This is a genomic window from Arthrobacter sp. BF1, from assembly GCF_056680215.1.
Genome location: NZ_CM155271.1, coordinates 2448685 through 2470382 on the forward strand (window position 1 = coordinate 2448685; position 21698 = coordinate 2470382).

The 21698-nt window shown below is 65.2% G+C and carries 21 protein-coding genes and 3 tRNA genes; 8 read left to right on the forward strand and 16 right to left on the reverse strand.

Going from position 1 to position 21698, the window contains the following annotated elements:
* Positions 1-108: 108 nt before the first annotated feature.
* The 4 genes from AC1MCD_RS11480 to AC1MCD_RS11495 all read right to left on the reverse strand — a co-directional run bounded on the left by AC1MCD_RS11480 (position 109) and on the right by AC1MCD_RS11495 (position 3229).
* A complete protein-coding gene (locus tag AC1MCD_RS11480; RefSeq protein WP_056340578.1) occupies positions 109-768 on the reverse strand; it encodes an ATP-dependent Clp protease proteolytic subunit in 660 nt (219 codons plus the stop codon).
* A 40-nt stretch (positions 769-808) separates the two neighbouring features.
* Entirely contained in the window at positions 809-1429 is a 621-nt protein-coding gene (locus AC1MCD_RS11485; protein WP_498678302.1) for an ATP-dependent Clp protease proteolytic subunit, read from the reverse strand.
* A 252-nt stretch (positions 1430-1681) separates the two neighbouring features.
* Positions 1682-3070, reverse strand: a complete 1389-nt coding sequence (gene tig / locus AC1MCD_RS11490) for a trigger factor (protein WP_498672042.1) — start codon at positions 3068-3070, stop codon at positions 1682-1684.
* Between the two features lie 84 nt (positions 3071-3154).
* Positions 3155-3229: transfer RNA gene (locus AC1MCD_RS11495), tRNA-Pro, on the reverse strand.
* A 143-nt stretch (positions 3230-3372) separates the two neighbouring features.
* On the opposite strand from AC1MCD_RS11495, the gene AC1MCD_RS11500 reads away from it, so the two are divergent.
* Positions 3373-3446: transfer RNA gene (locus AC1MCD_RS11500), tRNA-Gly, on the forward strand.
* Between the two features lie 63 nt (positions 3447-3509).
* Here the strand turns inward: AC1MCD_RS11500 and AC1MCD_RS11505 are convergent.
* From AC1MCD_RS11505 to AC1MCD_RS11515, 3 genes are read right to left on the reverse strand one after another with little or no spacing between them, the layout of a single operon-like run.
* Positions 3510-4397 carry an Fpg/Nei family DNA glycosylase gene (locus tag AC1MCD_RS11505; protein WP_498672043.1) on the reverse strand — a complete coding sequence of 296 codons (888 nt, stop codon included), beginning with the start codon at positions 4395-4397 and terminating at the stop codon, positions 3510-3512.
* Positions 4397-4891: a ribose-5-phosphate isomerase gene (locus AC1MCD_RS11510; RefSeq protein WP_498672045.1), complete on the reverse strand. Its 495-nt coding sequence runs from the start codon at positions 4889-4891 to the stop codon at positions 4397-4399. Before AC1MCD_RS11510 ends, AC1MCD_RS11505 begins: the two co-directional genes overlap by 1 nt.
* 51 nt (positions 4892-4942) lie before the next feature.
* Positions 4943-5959 carry a hypothetical protein gene (locus tag AC1MCD_RS11515; RefSeq protein WP_498672047.1) on the reverse strand — a complete coding sequence of 339 codons (1017 nt, stop codon included), beginning with the start codon at positions 5957-5959 and terminating at the stop codon, positions 4943-4945.
* Between the two features lie 109 nt (positions 5960-6068).
* Here AC1MCD_RS11515 and pepN point away from each other — a divergent pair, with 109 nt between their 5' ends.
* Positions 6069-8636 carry an aminopeptidase N gene (gene pepN / locus AC1MCD_RS11520; protein WP_498672049.1) on the forward strand — a complete coding sequence of 856 codons (2568 nt, stop codon included), beginning with the start codon at positions 6069-6071 and terminating at the stop codon, positions 8634-8636.
* Between the two features lie 9 nt (positions 8637-8645).
* Positions 8646-9119: an OsmC family protein gene (locus AC1MCD_RS11525; RefSeq protein ID WP_498672051.1), complete on the forward strand. Its 474-nt coding sequence runs from the start codon at positions 8646-8648 to the stop codon at positions 9117-9119.
* A gap of 81 nt (positions 9120-9200) precedes the next feature.
* Here the strand turns inward: AC1MCD_RS11525 and AC1MCD_RS11530 are convergent, their stop codons facing one another.
* Positions 9201-10193 carry an NAD-dependent epimerase/dehydratase family protein gene (locus AC1MCD_RS11530; RefSeq protein ID WP_498672053.1) on the reverse strand — a complete coding sequence of 331 codons (993 nt, stop codon included), beginning with the start codon at positions 10191-10193 and terminating at the stop codon, positions 9201-9203.
* Positions 10194-10310: 117 nt separating this feature from the next.
* Between AC1MCD_RS11530 and AC1MCD_RS11535 the strand changes: the two genes are divergently transcribed.
* On the forward strand, positions 10311-11003 hold the full coding sequence (locus AC1MCD_RS11535) for a mechanosensitive ion channel family protein (RefSeq protein WP_498672055.1): 693 nt from the start codon (positions 10311-10313) through the stop codon (positions 11001-11003).
* Positions 11004-11007: 4 nt separating this feature from the next.
* The gene (locus tag AC1MCD_RS11540) at positions 11008-11460 is read left to right on the forward strand and encodes a globin (RefSeq protein WP_498672058.1); all 453 of its coding nucleotides are present in this window, start codon (positions 11008-11010) and stop codon (positions 11458-11460) included.
* Here the strand turns inward: AC1MCD_RS11540 and AC1MCD_RS11545 are convergent.
* Positions 11457-12113 carry a DUF8185 domain-containing protein gene (locus AC1MCD_RS11545; RefSeq protein ID WP_498672061.1) on the reverse strand — a complete coding sequence of 219 codons (657 nt, stop codon included), beginning with the start codon at positions 12111-12113 and terminating at the stop codon, positions 11457-11459. The two genes, AC1MCD_RS11540 and AC1MCD_RS11545, sit on opposite strands and share 4 nt — an antisense overlap.
* A gap of 64 nt (positions 12114-12177) precedes the next feature.
* Between AC1MCD_RS11545 and AC1MCD_RS11550 the strand changes: the two genes are divergently transcribed.
* The gene (locus tag AC1MCD_RS11550) at positions 12178-13161 is read left to right on the forward strand and encodes an acyl-CoA thioesterase (protein WP_498672064.1); all 984 of its coding nucleotides are present in this window, start codon (positions 12178-12180) and stop codon (positions 13159-13161) included.
* Between the two features lie 76 nt (positions 13162-13237).
* Here AC1MCD_RS11550 and ettA read toward each other — a convergent pair whose 3' ends face one another.
* From ettA to AC1MCD_RS11565, 3 genes are all read right to left on the reverse strand, one after another.
* Complete coding sequence (gene ettA, locus AC1MCD_RS11555) at positions 13238-14920, reverse strand: energy-dependent translational throttle protein EttA (protein WP_498672065.1); 1683 nt, start codon at positions 14918-14920, stop codon at positions 13238-13240.
* A 46-nt stretch (positions 14921-14966) separates the two neighbouring features.
* Positions 14967-15548 (reverse strand): DUF6993 domain-containing protein, encoded by a 582-nt coding sequence (locus AC1MCD_RS11560; RefSeq protein WP_498672067.1) that lies wholly within the window; start codon positions 15546-15548, stop codon positions 14967-14969.
* 107 nt (positions 15549-15655) lie between these two features.
* Positions 15656-16186, reverse strand: coding sequence for a single-stranded DNA-binding protein (locus AC1MCD_RS11565; protein WP_498672069.1), 531 nt, complete (start codon positions 16184-16186; stop codon positions 15656-15658).
* Between the two features lie 215 nt (positions 16187-16401).
* Here AC1MCD_RS11565 and AC1MCD_RS11570 point away from each other — a divergent pair.
* Positions 16402-16477: transfer RNA gene (locus tag AC1MCD_RS11570), tRNA-Arg, on the forward strand.
* A gap of 220 nt (positions 16478-16697) precedes the next feature.
* On the opposite strand, the gene AC1MCD_RS11575 is transcribed toward AC1MCD_RS11570, so the two are convergent.
* From AC1MCD_RS11575 to AC1MCD_RS11585, 3 genes are read right to left on the reverse strand one after another with little or no spacing between them, the layout of a single operon-like run.
* Positions 16698-17555, reverse strand: coding sequence for a sugar phosphate isomerase/epimerase family protein (locus tag AC1MCD_RS11575; protein ID WP_498672071.1), 858 nt, complete (start codon positions 17553-17555; stop codon positions 16698-16700).
* On the reverse strand, positions 17552-18766 hold the full coding sequence (locus tag AC1MCD_RS11580) for a dihydrodipicolinate synthase family protein (RefSeq protein ID WP_498672073.1): 1215 nt from the start codon (positions 18764-18766) through the stop codon (positions 17552-17554). Before AC1MCD_RS11580 ends, AC1MCD_RS11575 begins: the two co-directional genes overlap by 4 nt.
* The gene (locus AC1MCD_RS11585; protein ID WP_498672075.1) at positions 18766-19935 is read right to left on the reverse strand and encodes a Gfo/Idh/MocA family protein; all 1170 of its coding nucleotides are present in this window, start codon (positions 19933-19935) and stop codon (positions 18766-18768) included. The genes AC1MCD_RS11580 and AC1MCD_RS11585 overlap by 1 nt, the downstream gene beginning before the upstream one ends.
* Positions 19936-20111: 176 nt before the next feature.
* On the opposite strand from AC1MCD_RS11585, the gene AC1MCD_RS11590 reads away from it, so the two are divergent.
* Entirely contained in the window at positions 20112-21227 is a 1116-nt protein-coding gene (locus AC1MCD_RS11590; protein ID WP_498672077.1) for a LacI family DNA-binding transcriptional regulator, read from the forward strand.
* A 72-nt stretch (positions 21228-21299) separates the two neighbouring features.
* Here the strand turns inward: AC1MCD_RS11590 and AC1MCD_RS11595 are convergent, their stop codons facing one another.
* Positions 21300-21692 carry a hypothetical protein gene (locus tag AC1MCD_RS11595; RefSeq protein ID WP_498672079.1) on the reverse strand — a complete coding sequence of 131 codons (393 nt, stop codon included), beginning with the start codon at positions 21690-21692 and terminating at the stop codon, positions 21300-21302.
* Positions 21693-21698: the final 6 nt, after the last annotated feature.

A 21698-nucleotide genomic window follows, 5' to 3' on the forward strand; every position in this document is an offset into this window, starting at 1 on the left:
GGACCGGCCGTGACACCTTCCACTCTAGGTCACAATTGCCCGCAAGGGTGGAAAGCGAAGGCCGGTGCGGCCCAAATACTGGACCGCACCGGCCGCTGGAGAGCCTGGCTATCTGGTGATTGCCTGCGGCTTCATCTTGCGGGAATCAAGCACCTGGTCGATGAGCCCGTAATCAAGGGCCTCGGCAGCCGTCAGGATCTTGTCACGCTCAATGTCGTTGTTGACCTGCTCAGGCGTACGGCCCGAGTGGTGGGCCAGCGTGTCCTCAAGCCAGGCCCGCATCCGCATAACTTCCGCGGCCTGGATCTCGAGGTCCGAGGCCTGCCCACCCTGGCCGCCCGAAAGGGCCGGCTGGTGGATCAGGACACGGGCGTTCGGTAGCGCCAAGCGCTTGCCCGGGGTACCCGCTGCGAGGATCACGGCGGCGGCGCTGGCGGCCTGCCCGAGGCACACGGTCTGGATCTCCGGCCGAATGTACGTCATGGTGTCGTAGATCGCGGTCATGGCGGTGAAGGAGCCGCCCGGGGAGTTGATGTAGAGCGTGATGTCCCGGTCCGGGTCGGTGGACTCGAGCACCAGCAACTGGGCCATAACGTCGTCGGCCGAGGCGTCGTCAATCTGGACACCCAAGAAGATGATGCGGTCCTCGAACAGCTTGGTGTACGGGTCCTGGCGCTTGAAGCCGTACGGCGTGCGCTCTTCGAACTGGGGAAGTACGTAGCGGCTGGTCGGAAGGTTACCGGCAGTCGATCCGAAGTTGTAGGTCATTTTTGTTGCTCCTGATCTGAATGTTCGAAAGTGCCGGTTACTACTCGGATGCCGACTCGCCGGAGGTGCCGTTGGCGGTGCCGCCACCGCCGGACACGGAACCGGCGTGGGCCGCGATCTTGTCGAAGAAGCCGTACTCGAGGGCTTCGGTGGCTGTGAACCACTTGTCGCGGTCGTTGTCCTTGAGGATGGTTTCCACAGACTGGCCAGTCTGGTCCGCGGTCAGTTCAGCCATGACCTTTTTCATGTGCAGGATCAGTTCGGCCTGGATCTTGATGTCCGAGGCCGTGCCGCCGATGCCGCCGGACGGCTGGTGCATCAGGACGCGCGCGTTGGGCGTGGCGTAGCGCTTGCCCTTGGTGCCCGAGGACAGCAGGAACTGGCCCATGGATGCTGCGAGGCCGGTGGCGACGGTGACGACGTCGTTGGGGATGAACTGCATGGTGTCGTAGATGGCCATGCCGGCTGTGACGGACCCGCCGGGAGAGTTGATGTAGAGGTAGATGTCCTTTTCCGGGTTCTCCGCGGAAAGGAGCAACAGCTGCGAGCAGATGGCGTTGGCGTTGTCATCGCGCACCTCGGAGCCCAGCCAGATGATCCGTTCTTTCAGGAGCCGGTTGTAGATGTAGTTGTCCTGGGCTGCCGGATCGACAGTCGCCATCCGGGGGGTCTCTGCGTGCTGTGACATGTGTACTTACCTCTCGCTGGTGACGGTGACATCACTGAACTTCACTACTTGGACACTAACCGGTTTGATGACCGATTTGTTCGCCGGAATCGCGCTGTTCGCTGACGGCGCACGATCCCCGTGCAGCCATCGAAGCAATGCCGTTCCCAGGCGGCGGCCTTAACGAAAGCAACCCCCGGACCGGCTGGTCCAGGGGCTGCCTTCAGTTGCGCTGCCGGGGGCGTGCTAGAACTTCACGGCTGCCGGGTCGTCGCTGGGAGTGGCTTCCGTCTCTGCCTTGGCGTCCTCAGCGGACTCCTCAACAGCGGGAGCTTCTTCCTCGCCGCCGGGGCGGACGAAGTCGCTGAGGTCAACAGCCTTGCCGTCGGTGTCAGTGACAGTGGCCTGGCCCAGGACAACTGCCAGTGCCTTGCGGCGGCGGACCTCGGAAACCATCATGGGGACCTGGCCGCTCTGATCAATGATCTGGGCGAACTGGTTCGGGTCCATGCCGTACTGGCTGGCGGTGGAGACGATGTAGTCGATCAGCTCGTTCTGGCTGACATTGACTTCTTCCTTTTCGGCGATCGCGTCGAGGATGATTTCGTTCTGGAAGGCGCGGGCCGTGTTGGCCTTGACCTCTTCGCGGTGTTCCTCGGTGTCGTGCTCGCCTTCACCGTGGCCGTTGCCCTCCTTGAAGTGGGCTTCGAGCTGCTCTTCAACCACAGAGTCAGGAACAGGGACCTCAACGAGCTCCACGAGCTTGTCCAGTACCTTGTCGCGGGCCTCTACGCCCTGCTCAACAACCTTGGAGTCCGCAGCCTGCTTGGCCAGGTCTTCACGGAGTTCAGCGAGGGTGTCGAACTCAGAAGCCAGCTGGGCGAAATCGTCGTCGGCCTCGGGGAGCTCGCGCTCCTTGACGGCCTTCAGCACAACCTTGACCTGGGCGGACTCGCCGGCGTGGTCGCCACCCACCAGGGTGGTGTCGAAGATGGCATCTTCGTCAACGCTGAGGCCGGTCACGGCTTCGTCGAGGCCTTCGAGCATGGTGCCTGCGCCTACCTGGTAGGACAGGCCGGCAGCGGAGTCAACGTCCGCGCCGTCAATGGTGGCGGTGATGTCGATGGTCAGGAAGTCGCCATCGGCAGCCGGACGTTCCACGGACTTGAGCGTGCCGAAGCGGCCACGCAGCTCGTCCAGGGCCTTGTCCACGTCTTCGTCGGAGGATTCCGCGGCCGCTACCTCGACCTTGATGCCGGCGTAGTCCGGGAGCTCGATCTCGGGGCGGATATCAACCTCGGCGTGGAACTTCAGTTCCCCGTCAGTGGAGGTGGGGTCCGGAACTTCGGTGATCTCAACCTCGGGGCGACTCAGGGGGCGGATGCCGGATTCCTGAACTGCAGCCTGGTACCAGCCGTTGAGGCCCTCGTTGATGGCAGTCTCAAGGACGTAGCCGCGGCCGACGCGCTGGTCGATCAGCTTGGAAGGGACCTTGCCCTTGCGGAAGCCAGGGACCTGGATCTGCGAAGCAACAGTCTTGTAGGCCTCGTCGATGCTGGGCTTCAATTCCTCAAAGGGGACCTCAACATTGAGCTTGACCCGCGTGGGGGTGAGGTTCTCGACAGCGCTCTTCACGGTCTAAGTACTCCTGGGGTTTGTGGGATGGGTATCTGCAACGCATTTCTTCCCCGGGCCGCCTAGACGGTCGAGGCCGCAGAGTCGGGGTGACAGGATTTGAACCTGCGACTTCCTGCTCCCAAAGCAGGTGCTCTAGCCAAGCTGAGCTACACCCCGTAAGTGCACAGGCAAGTCTACGGTCATACCGGCCCCGATTGCACATTTGACACGTGGGGCATGAATTAGGTTTAGTTGTATCCGGCTTCAACAGCCAGCCCGAAGAACGCAGTAACCCGGCAAACCGGTGAATCTGCTTTTCCGGGGACGTAGCTTAATGGTAAAGCCTCAGTCTTCCAAACTGATTACGCGGGTTCGATTCCCGTCGTCCCCTCCACACAAGCAGGGCCCCACCGAGGGGCCCTGCTTTTTTGTTGCCTCCTCCGCTGCTGCCGAGCATCTATTGCTGGCACGCCGGGCACCAGTAAAGCTTGCGGCCAACCAGTTCTGTCATGGCCACCGGTCCGTCACAGACCCTGCAAGGAAGCCCTTCCCGCTTATAGACGTAATGCGCGTCTTCCCCCGCAGGGAGCGCGGCGCCTTCCTGCCAATACGCCGCCGGCGTGGTGATGATCCGCCCGTCCCGGACGCCGTCGGCCATCACTGACGCCGTATCGTCCCACAACAGCCCGGCAGCGGCGGCGGATAAGGCGTTGCCTGGCAGCCAGGGGTCCAGCCGCTGGCGGAACAGAACCTCGGCCCGGTAGACGTTCCCGACGCCGGCGATCACCTTCTGGTCCATCAGCAGCGCCGCGATGGGCGTCTTACGGGACAACAGGCCCGTCACGAACCGGGTTTTGTCTTCGGGACGGTTCCCCAGCGGGTCGGGGCCGAGCCGCGCCAGGACTGCGTGTGCCTCGGCCTCGGTGATGGCGGCACAGGTAGTGGCGCCCCGGAGGTCCGCCCAGCCGTGCCGGCTCACGAGCCGGACGCGGACGGCACCTTTGGGTTCGGGCGGGCCCGCGTAACCAACCTCCTCCAGGTCCGCAAAAAGCTCGCTCTCCCCGATCTTCCGCGGCGCGCCGATGCTGGACGCGCCCCGGAAGGTGGCGTCGCCGCCGAAGTCCCAGGCGCCGTAAAGGCCCAGGTGGACGTGCAGCACCACAGCGTGGTCAAAATGCAGGAAGAGGTGCTTGCCGTGGGCCCGCGAATCCGTCAGGACCTGGCCGTCCAGCAGCGCCGCGCCGGCGGTGAACCGGCCCTGCGGACTGCTGACGTAGAGCGTCTCACCGGTAAAAACGTCCCCGAACTGTTGCGCCAGGCGGCGGACTGAGTGCCCCTCCGGCACTACTCGATGACCTCGCCGGTGGCCTCATAGGCGGCGATCTTGCCGATCCGGCGGACGTGCCGCTCGTCGTTGCTGAAGGGCTCGGCGAGGAAGGCTTCGATCAGTTCAGTGGCTTCATCGACGGTGTGCTGGCGGCCGCCGACAGCCACCACGTTGGCGTCGTTGTGTTCCCGCGCCAGCTTCGCGGTGGAGTGGTTCCAGGCGAGTGCGGCGCGGACGCCCTTCACCTTGTTGGCTGCGATCTGTTCGCCGTTGCCCGAGCCGCCCAGGACGATGCCCAGTGCGTGGACTCCTGCCTGCTGGTCCGCCACCACTGCGAGCGCGGCGTTGATGCAGAAGGACGGGTAGTCATCCTGCGCGTCATACTCCTTGGGACCGTGGTCCACCACCTCGTAGCCCTTGGCAGTGAGGTGGCTGACCAGGTGGGCGCTGAGTTCCATGCCTGCGTGGTCAGTGGCGATGTGTACGCGCAGGAAGGCAGGGGAAGAAGTCACAGCAGTGTCCGTTCGTTTCGGGCCGGGGTCAGATCAACATCGACAAGGATACTAGGATCCGGTCCCGGCGGGCCCTGAACCGGAGCCGCCGCGCTGCGCCCTCGCTGCGACGCGCGTCAGAACCTCAGCAAGCCGGGCGGCCTTCGCGGGGCTGCCGCCGCTGACCGCGACGTTGTGTCCGTCAGTTTTGCGTACGACGACGGCGGGGCCGCTGCTGACCAGCATCGCTGCGGTGCCGCCGTGGTTCCGGTAGCCCCACCCGCCGTAGTCGGCTGCGCGGACGTCCGCGGCACTGGCGGCAGAAATCGCGGCCGCAGGGACGTCCACGACCGGCAGTACGCCGGCGACCAGCACGCGAAGGCCCCGCCGGTCCGCCTTGACCCGGGCGAAGAGGAACGCAGCGGCCACCACGGCAGCGGCCGCCACGAGGGCACCAAGCCAGGGCAGTGCCACGGCGATCAGGGCGGCCGGGAAGAGGCTGGCAACGGCGATCATGACAAACACGGAACTCCGGGCGTGCACCCAGAGCCGGTAGGTGTCCCCCGCCAGGTCCGGATCCAGCTCACGGGCGAGGGCAAGCTTCAGTGCCTGGTCATCCTCGGGCGACCACTGGCTGTCAGCCTTGAAAACAAACCCCATGATGATTCCAAGCGACAGGGCCGCGCCGCTTCCCACCGCGAGGACGATCACGTCCACGTGGGATTCCCGGGCATCGGCGAGGCCGGTCTGGCCGACCAATCCGGCCGCCAGGACTGCGGTGACGAACAGGCTCAGGGACAGTCCGGCACCCATCATAATCCGCCGCATCACAGTGGGCCGGGACAGGGGCACCGCCTGGGACAGCACCAGCCAGCCGGCGGCGATGATCAGCGCCGCGCCGCCCCACGCGTAGGCGCCGAACGGCGCAAAGTAAGCGCCGCCGTCGGCCGTCCAGCCGATCGCCACCGGGTTCGGAAGATCGGCACGCAGGAAAAAGGCGCTGAACACAAAAGCCCCGGCAAGTACCACCGGAAAGCCCACCGCGAAGCGAAGGGCCCTGGCATCCACTGAATCCCGGAACTTTCCCATGCTCTAACGCTACTCCGGCCAAGGGCCGTGACAGAATGACTTCACTTGTGCCGGAGCAGGCCACCGCCCGCCGGCAACCGACCCCTTCTGGAGGCCCCACTTGCCAGGTATGAACCTGACTCGCGCCGAAGCCCGCGAGCGTGCCGAACTCATCAACGTTGACTCCTACGAGGTCACCTTGGATCTCACCCGGGGCGGGCAGGTCTTCGGGACCACCACCACGGTGAAATTCACGGCCGTGCCCGGCTCCGCCACCTTCATCGATGCCGTCACCCACACTGTGCACAGCATCACGCTCAACGGGCGGGCACTGGACCCTGCCAGCGTCTCCGACGGCATCCGCATCCAGTTGCCGGACCTCGCAGACACCAACGAACTCACCGTGGTGGCGGACGCGCCCTACATGAACACCGGTGAAGGCCTGCACCGTTTCGTTGACCCGGTGGACAACGAGGTGTACCTCTACACCCAGTTCGAGGTGCCCGATTCCCGGCGCATGTTCGCGGTCTTCGAACAGCCGGACCTCAAGGGCACCTTCGCCTTCACCGTCACGGCGCCGTCACACTGGGACGTCATCTCCAACTCCCCCACCCCCGCGCCCGAGCAAACCACGCCGGGCGGCGACGGCGGCGCCCGTTCCGTCTGGACGTTCGCCCCCACACCGCGGCTGTCCTCGTATGTCACTGCACTGATCGCCGGCCCGTACCAGTCGGTCCGCAGCGAAGTGGCCAGCTCCGACGGCCGGGTGATCCCGCTGGGCGTCTTCGCCCGGAAGTCCCTGATGCAGTACCTCGACGCGGACAACATCTTTGAACTGACCCGGCAGGGCTTCGAATTCTTTGAGGCCCAGTTCGGCGTCGCGTATCCGTTCGAAAAGTACGACCAGCTGTTCGTGCCCGAGTTCAATGCCGGCGCCATGGAAAACGCCGGTGCCGTGACCATCCTCGAAGGCTATGTATTCCGCAGCAAGGTCACCGGCGCGCAGATCGAACGCCGTGCCATCACGGTGCTGCACGAGCTCGCCCATATGTGGTTCGGCGACCTCGTGACCATGCGCTGGTGGAACGACCTCTGGCTCAACGAGTCCTTCGCCGAATACATGTCGCACCTTGCCGCGGTGGAAAACACGTCCTTCACGAGTGCCTGGACCACGTTCGCCTCGGTGGAGAAATCCTGGGCCTACCGCCAGGACCAGCTTCCCACCACCCACCCGATCTTCGCCGAAATCAACGATCTGCAGGACGTGGAGGTCAACTTCGACGGCATCACGTACGCCAAGGGCGCCTCGGTGCTGCGCCAGCTCGTGGCCTGGGTGGGGCCGGAGCAGTTCATGGCCGGCGTCCGCGAATACTTCGCCAAGCACGCCTGGCAGAACACCGAGCTCAGCGACCTCATGGCGGAGCTGGAAAAGGCCAGCGGCCGCGACCTTGACCAGTGGGGCCGGCTCTGGCTGGAGACCGCCGGCGTCAACACGCTCACGCCGGAACTCGAAGTGGACGCCGACGGCAACCTCACCGCCTTCAGCATCGTCCAAACCGCCGTCGCGGACTGGCCCACCATCCGTCCGCACCGCCTCGCCGTCGGGTTCTACAACCTGGACAGCGCCGGCAAGCTGGAACGCGTGCACCGGGAGGAGCTCGACGTCGACGGCGAGCGCACGGAGGTGCCCGCGCTGGTGGGGCTGGCACAGCCGGACCTGATCCTGGTCAACGACGACGACCTCGCCTACGCCAAGGTCCGGCTCGACGAGAAGTCGCTGGCCACGGCCACGGCCCACCTGAAGGACTTCAGCGGCAGCCTTCCCCGCACCCTGGTCTGGAACTCCGCCTGGGATGCCGCGCGCGACGGCGAGACCCCCGCACGCCGGTACGTGGAACTGGTCCTGGCCAATGTGGCTGCCGAATCAGATTCCTCCGTGATTATGGTCCAGCTGCGCCAGCTGGCCACCACACTGAACTTCTATGTTGCCGAGGAGCACCGCTCAGCCACCACCGTTGCGGCCGCGGACACACTGTGGGACCTCGCCAGCGCAGCGGCCGGCCGCTCGGACGCCCAGCTTCAGTTTGTGAAGTCGTTTGCCCTGCTGGCTTCCAGTGGCGCCCAGCTGGACACGGTGGCGGGCCTTTTGGACGGCTCTGTAGTCCTGGACGGGCTGGCCGTGGACCAGGACCTGCGCTGGGAACTGCTCGCGTCACTGGTGGCGGGTGGCCGCATGGGTCAGGAAGAGATCGACGCGGAGCTGGAGCGCGACAACACGGCCAGCGGGCAAAACGCTGCCGCCCTTGCCACGGCGGCGATCCCCACCCCGGAGGCCAAGGCGGCTGCCTGGGAGTCGATCGTGGTCAAGGGCGAGCTCTCCAACGCCCTGCAGGGTTCCGCTGTCACTGGCTTTATGCGCGTCCTGGACCGGACGCTCCTGGAGCCGTACGCGGAAAAGTACTTCGACGCCGTTCCCGGGATCGTGGCGAACCGCACCCACGCACTGGCCCAGAAGGTCGTCGTCGGGCTTTACCCGGCGCTGCTGACAACGCAGGCCACGGTGGACCGCACGGACGCCTTCCTGGCCGGACTCCCGGCGGACAGTTCCGCGCTGCGGCGGATGATGCTGGAAAACCGCGACGGCGTGGCCCGGGCCCTGCGGGCACGTGCGGCTGACGTCCTTCCGGGGGATGCGTAAGCTGGCGGCATGAGCCTAAGCCAGCACAACTATTCGTTGACGGTTCGTTGGACCGGCAACCTGGGGGACGGGACCTCGTCCTACCGCGGCTACTCCCGGGACCACGACATCGTGATCCCGGGGCTGCCGGTCCTGAAGGGATCGGCGGATCCGACATTCCACGGCGACCGTGACCGGTACAACCCGGAACAGCTGCTGCTCGCGGCCCTGGCACAGTGCCACATGCTTTCCTTCCTGCACGTTGCGGTCAAGCACGGCGTGGTGGTCACCGATTACCGGGACGAGGCTACGGGACGTCTTCGGCTGAACCAGGACGGCAGTGGTCAGTTCGAGACCGTCACGCTGACCCCGCAGGTCACGGTGGCGGACCCGGCCCATGTGGCTCTCGCAGAGCAAATGCACCAGGAAGCGAACCAGCTCTGCTTCATCGCCCGGAGCGTGAACTTCCCGGTACTGCACTCCCCCGTGACGGCGGCCGGGTAGGCAGCCCAACTGGGTAGCAGCAGCTGTCGTTTTGAGGGCTCAGAAGGACACCTGCTGCTACCTACATGGCCAGGGCGGGACTCAAGAGCCTCGGAGAAGTTCCTCGGCGAGCCGGGCTTCCGTTGCCGGTGCGAGGCCTGCCTTCCGGTGGCGCTCCAGGCCTTGACTGCGCTCGTCCGCGAGTGTGTCCGCCAGGGTCTCCTGCCAGGGCCGTGTGATCAGGCCGGCGGCCCTGGCAGCCTGATTGCTGCGTGTAGAGAACCCGTCATGGCCGGGCGGCAGCCATAGCGGGAGAGAATCCGGCCCGGACCAGTAGTCGATGCCGTGGTCCACGAGCCAGTCCTCCGTTGCGCTGAGCACGTCGCCCCCGTACCCGGCGGCGGTTCGCGACACCTCAAGGTAGTCGCCGAACGGCACGGAGTCCCCCACCGCGTTCAACGGGCCGGTCACTCCCTGCTCCGCCGCGGCGAGGATCCAGCCCGCCAGGTCCCGCACGTCAATGACCTGGGTGGCATGGCCGGCGATGTCAGGGACGACGGCGGGCCGGTTGTCCCGCGCAAACCTCCCCGGCCAGTAGCCGTAGCGGTCAGTCCCGTCCCCGGGACCACCGATCAGTCCGGCGCGGCAGAGGTGAGCCTTGCCTCCGCTGGCCTTGAGGGTTTCCTGTTCAATGGCTGCCTTGGATTCCCCGTAGTTTTCGGGGGTGGATTTGGTGCCCGGTGCCAGGGGCTGCAGGAGCGGAGCGTCCTCGGCGGCGTCCCGGGTCGCATGGTCTGCGTAGACGGAACAGCTGGACACAAACGTCCAGTGGCCCGCGCGGTTAGCCAGTGCTCCCAGCGCTTCCGTGGCCTGCACAGGATCACGCGCCACATCGATGACGGCATCCCACTCCCCTGCCGCCTCCGTGTAGCTGTCCGCACCGAGTGAACGGTCCGCCTGCACCCAGTGGGCGCCCGTCGGTGGTTCCGCCGCGGAACCGCGGGCGAGGCAGGTGACCTGATGCCCTGCGGCCACTGCCTGCCGGGCGACTTCTGAGGAGAGAAAGGCTGTTCCGCCGAGGACGAGGATGCGCATGGGTCCACGCTACGGCGCTAATGTTGAAGGAGAACAGAGCCTTACGCGCCGGGCAAACCCGCGCAGGCCTTCGTTATCCCCGGCCGCCGCCGGAGACCCCAAGGAGTTTCACCTTTTATGTTCAGCATGCTGTCGATCCTTCCGTCCGCCGCCAGTGAGCCTGACGGCATCAGCATCACGGGAATCGTGATCAGCCTCGGGGTGGGCGTAGCAATTTGGCTGGTGGCGACGTTCGTCATATCCCGGATCAGCAAGCGGGTTGCTTCGGGAAGTAACTTCTTCAAGAAGGCACACTTCAAGTGGGTCGCCCCCGCTATCCGGGCTTTGGACCATGAACGCCGTGTCCAGCGGGCAGAGACCATTGGTTCCCTCCTCAACAGCATCGTGGGTGTGTTGGTGGCGGTCATCACCAGCATGTATGTGCTCCAGAACCTGGACATCAACATCGCCCCGCTGCTGACCAGCGTGGGCATCCTGGGTGTGGCCATCGGTTTCGGCGCCCAGCAGCTGATCCGCGACTTCCTCGCGGGCATCTTCATCACCATCGAGGACCAGTACGGAATCGGCGACGTCATCGAAACCAGCGAGGTGGTTGGTGTTGTGGAGTCCATGGGACTGCGCATCACCCGCGTGCGCTCCGAGGACGGCGCCATCTGGTACCTGCGCAACGGTGAAATCCTACGCGTGGGCAACCGGTCGCAGGGAACCTACGTTCCTGTCGAGGTTCCGGCTGTAGGGACCGAGGCCGCTCTGCACGAACCGCCCACGAACACAGAGACGAAGAAGACTGACCAGAAGGCGGGAGAATAGAGCCATGACCATTCCCGTCGAACCGCAGCGGCCACGCCAGCTCATGCAGAACGATCCCTTCAGCCAGCCCGGCTACACCGACAACTTCTATGATGCCGTGGGCGGCCATGAGACCTTTGTCCGGCTGATAGATGTGTTTTATGACGGGGTGGCCACGGACCCGCTGCTGCGGCCCATGTACCCGGAAGAGGACCTGGGGCCGGCCAAACGCCGCTTCCGGATGTTCCTGGAACAGTACTGGGGCGGTCCCACCACTTACGGCGAAGAACGCGGCCACCCGCGCCTGCGTATGCGTCACATGCCGTTCCGGGTCACCCCGGAGGCAAAGGAACGTTGGCTGTTCCACATGCGGACGGCGGTGGACTCCCTGGAGTTGCCCCCGTTGTACGAGGGAACACTCTGGGATTACATGGAACGTGCTGCCCTGTCCATGGTGAACAGTCCTTCCGAAGCCTAGAGGCCGCTGCCTGTACGCACCAGGACGTGCCCGCGCGGACCGCTGAGGCGGAACCACCGGCCTGCCCGGTAAAGCATCTGTTCCCCGTCAGCGAGGAACCCCAGCGTGAGGGCCGCGAAGGCAGCTCCTGCCGGGAGGCCGGAGTCGTCCAGGGCGCGGCCCCACACCGCGGCACGCGCGTTGTTAACGATCAGCGCCCCGGGCTGAGCCGGAACAATTCCTGCCACCTCGGTGATGCCGGCTTCAGCCGCGCGGCGGAGTTCGGAATCCTTCAGGGGTGCGACCCCTTCCCAGCCCGTCCGCGGTGCGCCGACTCCCGTCCAGGATTCGGTGACGGTGGACGGCGGAACCGGCAGCTCGACGTCGTCCTCCCCTGCCCTGGCCAGGCGGTCGAGGACCGCTGACAACGCAACGGTGGCGTCAACGGTGGAAGGCTCCGCCAGCCCGATCGTCCGCAGGCCCAAAATGGTGGGCGTGCTTTCGCCCAGCAGCCGCGGCCGCAGGACACACACGTACGCCGCCAAAACGGAACCGGAGGCCTGGAGGCGGATGGCGCCGTCGTCGATTGTTTTGGCTCGGGTGGCGAAGGTGCGGAGATCGGCGAGATCACGCGGATCAGCGAACCGCAAGGACTGGGTGAGTAGATCAGACACACCATGAACACTACCGGCTGCGCCTTGGTTGAGCGGTGCCGGGGGCTGCGTCTAGAGTCGAACCATGACTGAAGCCGAAACCGGACTGCTGGCGCCGCCCAGCGGCGACCCTACGTCCACACTCATCCAGCTCCTCGACCTGGGTGAGTTGGAAGGGGCGAGGACGGACGAAGACATCTTCCTGGGCCCGTCGTCGCAACCGCAGCCCCGTGAGCGGGTGTTCGGCGGCCAGGTGCTGGCGCAGTCACTGATTGCTTCCATGCGTACCGTGGACCCGGACCGCATTGTCCACTCCATGCATGGCTACTTCCTGCGGCCCGGCGACGCCAACAAGCCCATCACTTTCGGGGTCCAGCGGCTGCGCGACGGCCGGTCGTTTTCGGCGCGGCGCGTCCACGCTTACCAGGAAGGCGTGCCCATCCTGTCGATGATCGCGTCGTTCCAGGACCTGGACGAAGGCCCGGACCACGAGTCACAGATGCCGGCGGGCATCCCTGATCCGGAGTCGCTCCCCAGCACAGCTGAACTGCTCGGCAAATTCGACCATCCCATCGCACAGCACTGGGCCTATGAACGGCCCTTCGATATCCGGCACGTGGACCCGCCCCTCTATGTTTCCGCCAAGGGGAAGCAGGAACCCCGGAACGCCGTCTGGATGAAGACCTTCGGCCCCATGCCGGACGATGCGAACCTGCACCGGGCCGCGCTGGCCTACGCGAGCGACTACACGTTGCTCGAATCCATCCTGCGCCGCCACGGCCTCAGCTGGATAACCCCGGGCATGAGCGTCGCCAGCCTGGACCACGCCATGTGGTGGCACCGGCCCGCCCGCGTGGACGAGTGGTTGCTCTACGTCCAGGAATCCCCCAGCGCCCAAGGCGCGCGGGGCCTCGCCACGGGAAAGATCTTCAACCAGGCCGGGCAGCACGTCGCCTCCGTGGCGCAGGAGGGCATGATCCGCGTGCCCACGGATCTGAAGGACAAGGTGGTGGGTGCAGTGCAGTCCAAACTCCTGCAGCACCAGATCCGCAAAGCTGTTCGGGACTGACTTCCCGCAGGCAGCAGCAAGGCCGGCGCCCGTCAGGGCGCCGGCCTTTCGTTAGCCTGAATCAGTCGCGGGCGGATCAGTCGCGGGTCAGGCGGCGGTGCGTCACACGGTGCGGCTTGGCCGCATCAGGACCGAGCCGTTCCACCTTGTTCTCCTCGTAGGATTCGAAGTTGCCTTCAAACCAGTACCACTTGGAGGGGTTTTCCTCGTCGCCTTCGTAGGCCAGGATGTGCGTGGCCACCCGGTCCAGGAACCAGCGGTCGTGCGACACCACCACGGCACAGCCGGGGAATTCCAGCAGCGCGTTCTCGAGGCTGCTGAGCGTTTCCACGTCGAGGTCGTTGGTGGGTTCGTCGAGGAGCAGCAGGTTTCCGCCCTGTTTGAGGGTCAGCGCCAGGTTGAGGCGGTTCCGCTCACCACCGGACAGCACACCTGCCTTCTTCTGCTGGTCAGGGCCCTTGAAGCCGAAAGCGGCAACGTAGGCACGGGACGGCATTTCAACCTGGCCAACCTGGATGTAGTCCAGGCCATCGGAAACGACTTCCCACAGCGTCTTGTTCGGGTCGATGCCGCCACGGCTCTGGTCCGCGTAGGAGATCTTGACCGAATCGCCGATCTTCAGTTCGCCGCCGTCGAGCGGTTCCAGGCCGACGATGGTCTTGAACAGGGTGGATTTGCCGACACCGTTGGGGCCGATGACCCCGACGATGCCGTTTCGCGGGAGGGTGAAGGACAGGCCGTCGATCAGGGTGCGGTCGTCGAAGCCCTTCTGGAGGTTCTTGGCCTCCAGAACGAGTCCGCCGAGGCGCGGGCCCGGGGGAATCTGGATCTCTTCGAAGTCGAGCTTGCGGGTGCGGTCCGCCTCGGCAGCCATCTCCTCGTAGCGGGCCAGACGGGCCTTGGACTTGGTCTGGCGCCCCTTGGCGTTGGAGCGAACCCATTCGAGTTCCTCGGTCAGGCGCTTGGCTTGCTTGGCGTCCTTCTTGCCTTGGACCTCCAGGCGCGCACGCTTCTTCTCCAAGTACGTGGAGTAGTTGCCCTCGTAGGGGTAGAGGTGGCCGCGGTCAACCTCGGCGATCCACTCCGCGACGTGGTCAAGGAAGTACCGGTCGTGGGTGACGGCCAGGACTGCGCCGGCGTAGTTGGAGAGGTGCTGTTCCAGCCACAGGACACTCTCGGCGTCCAAGTGGTTAGTGGGTTCATCCAAAAGCAGGAGGTCCGGCTTCTGCAGCAGGAGCTTGCAGAGCGCCACGCGGCGGCGCTCACCGCCGGAGAGAAGGGTCACGTCAGCGTCTGCGGGCGGGCAGCGGAGCGCGTCCATGGCCTGCTCGAGCTGGGAATCGAGGTCCCAGGCGTCCGCGGCGTCAATGGCTTCCTGCAGCTGACCCATCTCTTCGAGCAGCACGTCGTAGTCAGCGTCGGGGCTGGCCATTTCCTCGGAGATCTCGTTGAAGCGCTGGATCTTGCCGTAGATTTCGGCAACACCCTCCTGGACGTTGCCCAGGACGGTTTTTTCCTCGTTCAGAGGCGGCTCCTGCAACAGGATGCCCACGGTGTAGCCGGGACTGAGCCGCGCCTCACCGTTGGACGGGGTGTCCAGGCCCGCCATGATCTTCAGGATGGTGGACTTACCGGCGCCGTTCGGGCCAACAACACCAATTTTGGCGCCCGGAAAGAAGGACATGCTTACGTCGTCAAGAATGAGTTTTTCGCCAACGGCCTTGCGGGCCTTGGTCATTGTGTAGATAAATTCCGCCATGGTTCCAAATCTAGTGGGTTGGCGGGCATAACTCACATTCGGCGCCTTAGGTCCCGGCCCCCACGAAGCACTTCCCGCTGGCCAGGACCGGCAGGACTGTGACTGTTACGCTGCCGTCGCGGATGTGGCCAAGCACGCAGTCCGTGCCCTGCAGGACAGCGGACTCAATCGCGTCGGCTTCCAGCCCGGTGGGCGTGCGGCTCGCCGATACTTCAAGGACTGCCGGGGCAACACCGGCACCGGTGAGGGCTTCCGTCACTTGCGCCGTAGCCGGTCTGGGGGTTCCCGCCGCAAGCCGGCTCAGCACATCGGTCACCGTCTGCTTCATCGCGGCAGTGGCGGCGTTCTCCGCGGTGGCGGCCCCGGACGCCCCTGCCGTGCCGGGCTTTGAGCTGCCTGGCTCAGTTGCGGCACCGGTGCCAGACGCTGTGGGTGCCGCATCCGAGGGGTTGGCAGCCGGCTGTGTAAAGGGCTGCGAACCGCCGGTGCAGCCCGTCAGCGCAAGGGCGGCCAGCCCGCCGACTGTGAGCAACGCCAGGGTCCTGCCCGCGCCTGGTGTGCGCTGCCGGGTACGCGCCGTCCGGCTGGTGACGGGAGTTGTCTGCCGGATTTCGGTCGCGCGCTTCATGCCGCCATTCTGCCACGCGGCCAGACCCGCAATGGAACCGCCGGGGTGCCGGCGGAGCGCCGGCATCCCGCTGGTACGCGTCCCGCTCGGTGACTTTCGCCTCCATCTCAGACGGCAGAATCTACGAGTTCGCCCGTTTCTGCGTCAACGGGGATGTAGTTGCCGTCAGAATCTTCCAGGAAGACCGCCGCCGCATCGTCGTCGACTGGCTCCCCTTCGTCCGGCTCCCTGTCAGCATCGGGATCGGCGGTGCCTCCCTCGGTTGTATGTTGCGCTCCATTGTTGACTGTGCGGATGTAGTTGGCCGAGCCCCACATGAGGTCGTGCCCCACGGACTCTGCATCGATTTCGTGCGCGAAGTGGATGCGGCCATCTTTCTCCCACGTGCGCAGCTTGAGCCGGCCCACCACGATCACGCGCTGGCCCTTTTTGATGCTGCAGCCCATGTTCCCGGCCAGCTGGCGGTAGCCCTGGACGGTAAACCAGTTGGTGTACGTGTCCACCCAGGTGCTCGTATTGCGGTCGAAACGCCGGGCCGTTGACCCGAGGCGGAACGACGCAGTTCCCACTCCGGTAGTGGTAGTGGAGGTCTTGATGTCGGTGGCGACGAAGCCCCGGAACGTCATGTAATCGCTCATTGTCTTGTCCTGTCTCGGAAGGTGGTGCCTTAGCGGCAGAACCAGCTTCGCGCGGACAGCACCAGACCGCGAGAGACATGCTTCCGTATGTGGACAACCCCGCCGTGAACTGCTGTGTTGAGGACAAGTGCCAAGCGTGACGCGGCATTGACACAGCGGCACACGGGGCAATGTAAACTTTCTCATGCGCCGGATTTTTGGTCGTGGCGCCACGTGCCCCAGTAGCTCAGGGGATAGAGCAGCGGCCTTCTAATCCGCCGGTCGGGGGTTCGATTCCCTCCTGGGGCACCACTGGGATGAGTCGGAACATCCTTGATGGATGAGTCGAATCAGACAAGAACACCCCGGTCTTCGGACCAGGGTGTTCTTGTCTGCGTGGGCGTTTTCCTCGCGCCGGCCACCGTGCTCGGAAAATCCGGGGGCCTGTTCTGAGATCCTGGCCCTGAAGGCTCGGATCCGCCAACAAGCTTGGGAAAACACCGGGACCGCGGTGCCCGCCCACAGAATCCAGTCAGGCGTACGGCAGTACGAGTTCGGCGAAACGCGCCTTGACCGTCTCAATGACGGTGTCGCCGTCGGTATCCCAGATCTCCTGGTTGAAGATTTCAACCTCGATGTCGCCCGTGTACCCGGCGTCCCGGACCCAGGTGGTGATAGTGGCGAAGTCAATGACGCCGTCGCCCATGTAGCCGCGGGACAGCAGCGGATCAGCGGCGATGGGCATGTTGAAGTCGCAGACCTGGTAGGACGCGAGGCGCCCCTCACGGCCGGCGCGTTCAATCTGTGCTTTCAAGTCCGGGTCCCACCAGACGTGGAAAGTATCGACGGCGACGCCAACCGTCTCCGCGTCGAACGGCGCAGCGAGGTCCAGCGACTGCCCCAGAGTGGAAATGAGGGCACGGTCGGCTGCGTACATCGGGTGCAGCGGCTCCAGCACCAGCCGGATCCCGTTCTCGGCGGCGAACGGAACCAGATCCGCGAGCCTGTCGGCGACCCGTCGGCGGGCCGCCACCACGTCCTTTTCCCCCGGCGCGAGTCCGCCGACCACCAGGAAGAGTTCCCTGGTCTCCAGCGCAGCCGCTTCAAGGATGGCTGCGCGGTTGTCTGCCAGCGCAGCGGCTTGCCCCTCGGTGTCTGCTGCCGTGAGGAAACCTCCGCGGCAGAGCGACGATACCCGGAGGCCCGCGTCCCGAATCAGCTTCGCGGCCTTGTCCAGCCCGACTTCCTCAATGCGGTCCCGCCACGGGCCGATGGCGGGCACGCCGGCGCGGACGCACCCGTCAACTACTTCGGCAAGGGTCCACTTTTTGGTGGTGGCGCTGTTGAGGGACAGTCGCGAAAAAGGGGACGGTCCTGAATTGAATGTCATACTCCCACTCCATTGATTCGCAGGTAATCGGACATCCGGAACGCAGCCAAGGCAGGGTCCTTCAGGAGTCCCGCCTGGTCAGCGAGTTCGAACGTCTTGGACAGATGGCACACGGAACGGCCTGAATGCAGGCCGCCCACCATCTGGAAGCCGGGCTGTTTGCCGTTGAGCCAGGACATAAAGGCGATCCCGGTCTTGTAGTAGAAGGTGGGGGCACTGAAGATGTGCTTGCCCAGTTCCCGGGTGGAATCAAGGATGGCCCGGGCCTTGGCGGGGTCCCCGGCGTCGTAATTCTGCAGGGCCACCGAAGCGGCCGGGTAGATTGCGGCGAAGATGCCCAGCAGGGCGTCCGAGTGGTGCGTACCGTCGCCGTCGATCAGTTCGGGATAGTTGAAGTCATCGCCCGTGTAGAGTCGGACGCCTGCCGGCAGCGCAGCCCGCAGGGCCACTTCGTGCGAAGCGTCCAGCAGCGAAACCTTCACACCATCCACTTTGTCCGAGTGTTCACGGATCAGGGACAGGAACGTTTCGGTGGCCGTGGCGACGTCATCCGAACCCCAGTAACCGGCAAGGGCGGGATCGAACATGGTCCCGAGCCAGTGCAGGATGACGGGCTGGTCCGCTTCCTGCAGCAGCGTCGAATAGACGTGCAGGTAGTCGTCCGGACCGTTGGCCACGCGGGCAAGCGCGCGGGAGGCCATCAGAATGACCTTGGGTCCCGCTTCACTCACGACGGCGATCTGCTCGCGGTAGGCGTTGATGACCGCCTCGATGCCTGCGGCTCCGTCGGGCAGCTGCTCCAGCTCCAGCTGGTCCGTTCCGGCCCCGCAGGCAACCAGGTCGCGAACGGTCTTGCCGGCAGTGGCGGCGCTACCCGAGGCGACCACCGAGGCGGCCTCGACGCCGGTGCGTTTGATGAGCTGCTGGGTGGCTGCCCAGTCCAGTCCCATGCCCCGCTGGGCGGTATCCATGGCATCCGCGACGCCCAGTCCGTAGGACCACAGTTCGTGGCGGTACGCCATCGTGGCTTCCCAGTCGAGGGAGGCGGGTGCTCCGGGAGTATTGTCCGCCAGGACTTCGGGGATCACATGGGCGGCCGCGTAGGCACGGCGGGAGGTGAGCGGGGCGGTGGGGCGGGCCCAGGAAGTGCCGCCCTGGAGGCGGTACTCGCGGGTGCCGCCGTCGTGGGAGGGGAGGATCAGGGAAGTCATCAGAGCGCGATCTCCGGGATGTCAATGGTGCGGCGTTCGTCACTGGACTGCAGGCCAAGTCCGGCCAGCTGCACGCCGCGGGCTGCGGACAGCAGGCCAAAGCGGTGTTCGCGGCCGGCAACAACGTCGCGCAGGAATTCTTCCCACTGCAGCTTGAAGCCGTTGTCCAGCTCTGCGTTGGCGGGGACTTCCTGCCACTGGTCGCGGAAGGATTCGGTGACGGGCAGGTCAGGGTTCCAGACCGGTTTGGGGGTATGCGCCCGCTGCTGGGCCACGCACTTGTTCAGGCCGGCAACAGCTGAGCCGTGGGTGCCGTCGATCTGGAATTCCACCAGTTCGTCGCGGTAGACGCGGACAGCCCAGGAGGAGTTGATCTGGCCGATGACCGGCTCGCCGGCCGGGGTTTCGAGTTCGAAGATGCCGTAGGAAGCGTCGTCGGCAGTGGCCTTGTACTCCTTGCCGGCCTCGTCCCAGCGCGCCGGGATGTGGGTGGCGGTCTTGGCACTGACGCTCTTGACCTTGCCGATGATGCCTTCCAGGACGTAGTTCCAGTGGCAGAACATGTCCGTGGTCATGCCGCCGCCGTCTTCCTTGCGGTAGTTCCAGGACGGGCGTTGTGCAGCCTGGACGTCTCCTTCGAAGACCCAGTAACCGAATTCGCCACGGATGGACAGGATGCGGCCGAAGAAGCCCTCGTCAACGAGGCGGCGCAGCTTGACCAAACCGGGCAGGTAGAGCTTGTCGTGCACGACGCCGGCCGTGACGCCGGCCTCCTTGCCGATCCGGGCCAGTTCGATTGCCTCCTCCAGCGTTTCGGCGGTGGGCTTCTCGGTGAAGATGTGCTTCCCGGCCAGCATGGCTTTCTTAAGGGTCGCGGAGCGGAGGCTGGTCATGGAGGCATCAAAAATGATGTCCACTGAGGGGTCGTTGATGACGGAGTCCAGGTCCGTGGTCCATTCCGCCACCTTGTGAAGTTCTGCCAGCTCGCGGATTTTGGCTTCGTTCCGGCCCACCAGGATGGGCTCCACCTGGACTTTTGTCCCGTCCTCCAGCGTGAATCCGCCGGCATCGCGGATGGGAAGAATGGAGCGCAGCAGGTGCTGGCGGTACCCCATCCGGCCGGTAATGCCGTTCATGGCTATGCGGATCGTCTTTGTTTCGAAGCTCATGTGTCCTCCACGGTGAGTGAGCGGTGTGATAGTCGAGCAGGTCGGGAAAGCGCATTCCCACTGATGTCATGATGCCCTAGCTGGTTCGCCCTTGGCAAGCGCTTTCCCAAATATCCTGGAACTGCAATACTGAACCGAGCCCCATTTGCACTGAAATTTGCCCAACAGGAGACGACGTGGTTGCAAGTACCCTTTCAGAGGTCGCCCGCCTGGCCGGCGTCTCGCCGGCCACCGCGTCACGAGTCCTTAACGGTTCCGCCAGGACACCGGGGCAGGACATCGCTGAGCGCGTGCGTGCAGCGGCCGAGTCCTTGGGTTACATCCCCAATGCCCAGGCCCAGGGGCTTGCCAAATCGAGCTCCGGCCTGATCGGGCTGATAGTGCACGACATTGCCGACCCGTACTTTGCGGCCATTGCACGTGGTGTCCAGGAAGCCGCCCGGGAACAGGGCAGGATGGTTCTGCTTGCAACGACTGCCGGGGCCCCGGCGGACGAGAGGGAAGCGGTGGCCGCCTTTGCAGCCCGGCGGGCAGATTCGATCGTGATCGCCGGATCCCGCTCGGCCCGTCCCGAGGACGGCGACGGGAACACCGAGCTGGCGGCGGAGCTTGACCGCTACTGCCGCAACGGCGGTCAGGTGGCCGTTGTGGGCCACGCCGTCGTCGGCGCTTCCTCTACCGAGGGTTACCACGTGGTGACCGTGCCGAATGAGGAACTGGCCGCCAAACTCGCCGCCGAGCTGGCCGTTTCACGGGACGATTACTTCGTCATCATCGGCGGGCCGGCAGGCCTGTTCACCTCCGACGACCGGATCCGAGGTTTCCAGCGCGGTCTGGCGGATGCCGGCTTGCCGCCGGCCGAGATCATCCGCACCGAGTTCAACCGCTCCGGCGGATTCGAGGCCGGCGCTGCCCTGGCAGCCCGGATCAAGGCTTCCCGGGAGGCAGGGAACACCTCCGGGGATACGAAGCGGATCTGCATCTTTGCCGTGAACGATGTCATGGCCATCGGGGCGGCCGCGGCGCTGCGCTCCGAGGGCCTGCGCATACCCCGGGATGCCATCATCGCCGGATTTGACGACATTGAGACCCTCCGGGACTTCCGGCCCGCCCTCTCAACCGTGCACCTGCCGCTTGAGGAAATTGGCCGCCAGGCCACACGCAGGGCTGCAGGGCTGATCGGTGAGGAAGCCGCGGCGTCGACCATCGCCGGCCATGTCACGCTGCGGCGCAGCACTGAAAGCGTGCTTCCCTCCGAAGGAATCTCAAGGATGTTGTCAACGGATTCCTAAGGCTAGGCGCCGGGGCGCCTGCTGTCATCATTCCCAGACCGGGCCTGCGGAACCAGGAGTGCAGGCGCCGGACTACTCCTGTTTGTTTTTCCCCGACCCGGTACTAGGTTTCCGGGCGGGGTCCACGGAACCGCTCGATCCGTAGCTGCCCTCTGAATACCGCCCAATTTCGGAGTCAGCGGTGCGGCCCGGCAGCGATCCGGCGTCTCCGTAGTCGCCCTTGACGTAGCGTCCCGACTCGCCGGCCTTGTCGCCAAGTGGTTCGGGCAGCCCGCCTTCGGTGCCGGCAGCACCGTAGTTCCCTTCGCCGTACTGGCCTTCCTCATCGTCCGTATGGCGGCCGCTCTGCGCTCCGGCCTTGCCGAAATTTCCTTCGACGTACCGGCCGCGGAGATCTGGTTGTACTGCCTGTTCTTCCGGGCCTGCCTCATTGGGGGTGTCTTCGAAGCCGCTATTGTGGGTCATGACCGT

Bases quoted from the DNA above. Each gene is read 5' to 3' on its own strand.
- ettA (WP_498672065.1), bottom strand. From the start codon at position 14,920: ATGGCGGAATTTATCTACACAATGACCAAGGCCCGCAAGGCCGTTGGC.
- AC1MCD_RS11540 (WP_498672058.1), top strand. From the start codon at position 11,008: ATGACCATTCCCGTCGAACCGCAGCGGCCACGCCAGCTCATGCAGAAC.
- AC1MCD_RS11525 (WP_498672051.1), top strand. From the start codon at position 8,646: ATGAGCCTAAGCCAGCACAACTATTCGTTGACGGTTCGTTGGACCGGC.
- pepN (WP_498672049.1), top strand. From the start codon at position 6,069: ATGAACCTGACTCGCGCCGAAGCCCGCGAGCGTGCCGAACTCATCAAC.
- AC1MCD_RS11595 (WP_498672079.1), bottom strand. From the start codon at position 21,692: ATGACCCACAATAGCGGCTTCGAAGACACCCCCAATGAGGCAGGCCCG.
- AC1MCD_RS11575 (WP_498672071.1), bottom strand. From the start codon at position 17,555: ATGACATTCAATTCAGGACCGTCCCCTTTTTCGCGACTGTCCCTCAAC.
- AC1MCD_RS11535 (WP_498672055.1), top strand. From the start codon at position 10,311: ATGTTCAGCATGCTGTCGATCCTTCCGTCCGCCGCCAGTGAGCCTGAC.
- AC1MCD_RS11515 (WP_498672047.1), bottom strand. From the start codon at position 5,959: ATGGGAAAGTTCCGGGATTCAGTGGATGCCAGGGCCCTTCGCTTCGCG.
- AC1MCD_RS11560 (WP_498672067.1), bottom strand. From the start codon at position 15,548: ATGAAGCGCGCGACCGAAATCCGGCAGACAACTCCCGTCACCAGCCGG.
- AC1MCD_RS11550 (WP_498672064.1), top strand. From the start codon at position 12,178: ATGACTGAAGCCGAAACCGGACTGCTGGCGCCGCCCAGCGGCGACCCT.
- AC1MCD_RS11585 (WP_498672075.1), bottom strand. From the start codon at position 19,935: ATGAGCTTCGAAACAAAGACGATCCGCATAGCCATGAACGGCATTACC.
- AC1MCD_RS11485 (WP_498678302.1), bottom strand. From the start codon at position 1,429: ATGGCGACTGTCGATCCGGCAGCCCAGGACAACTACATCTACAACCGG.
- AC1MCD_RS11480 (WP_056340578.1), bottom strand. From the start codon at position 768: ATGACCTACAACTTCGGATCGACTGCCGGTAACCTTCCGACCAGCCGC.
- AC1MCD_RS11530 (WP_498672053.1), bottom strand. From the start codon at position 10,193: ATGCGCATCCTCGTCCTCGGCGGAACAGCCTTTCTCTCCTCAGAAGTC.
- AC1MCD_RS11580 (WP_498672073.1), bottom strand. From the start codon at position 18,766: ATGACTTCCCTGATCCTCCCCTCCCACGACGGCGGCACCCGCGAGTAC.
- AC1MCD_RS11565 (WP_498672069.1), bottom strand. From the start codon at position 16,186: ATGAGCGATTACATGACGTTCCGGGGCTTCGTCGCCACCGACATCAAG.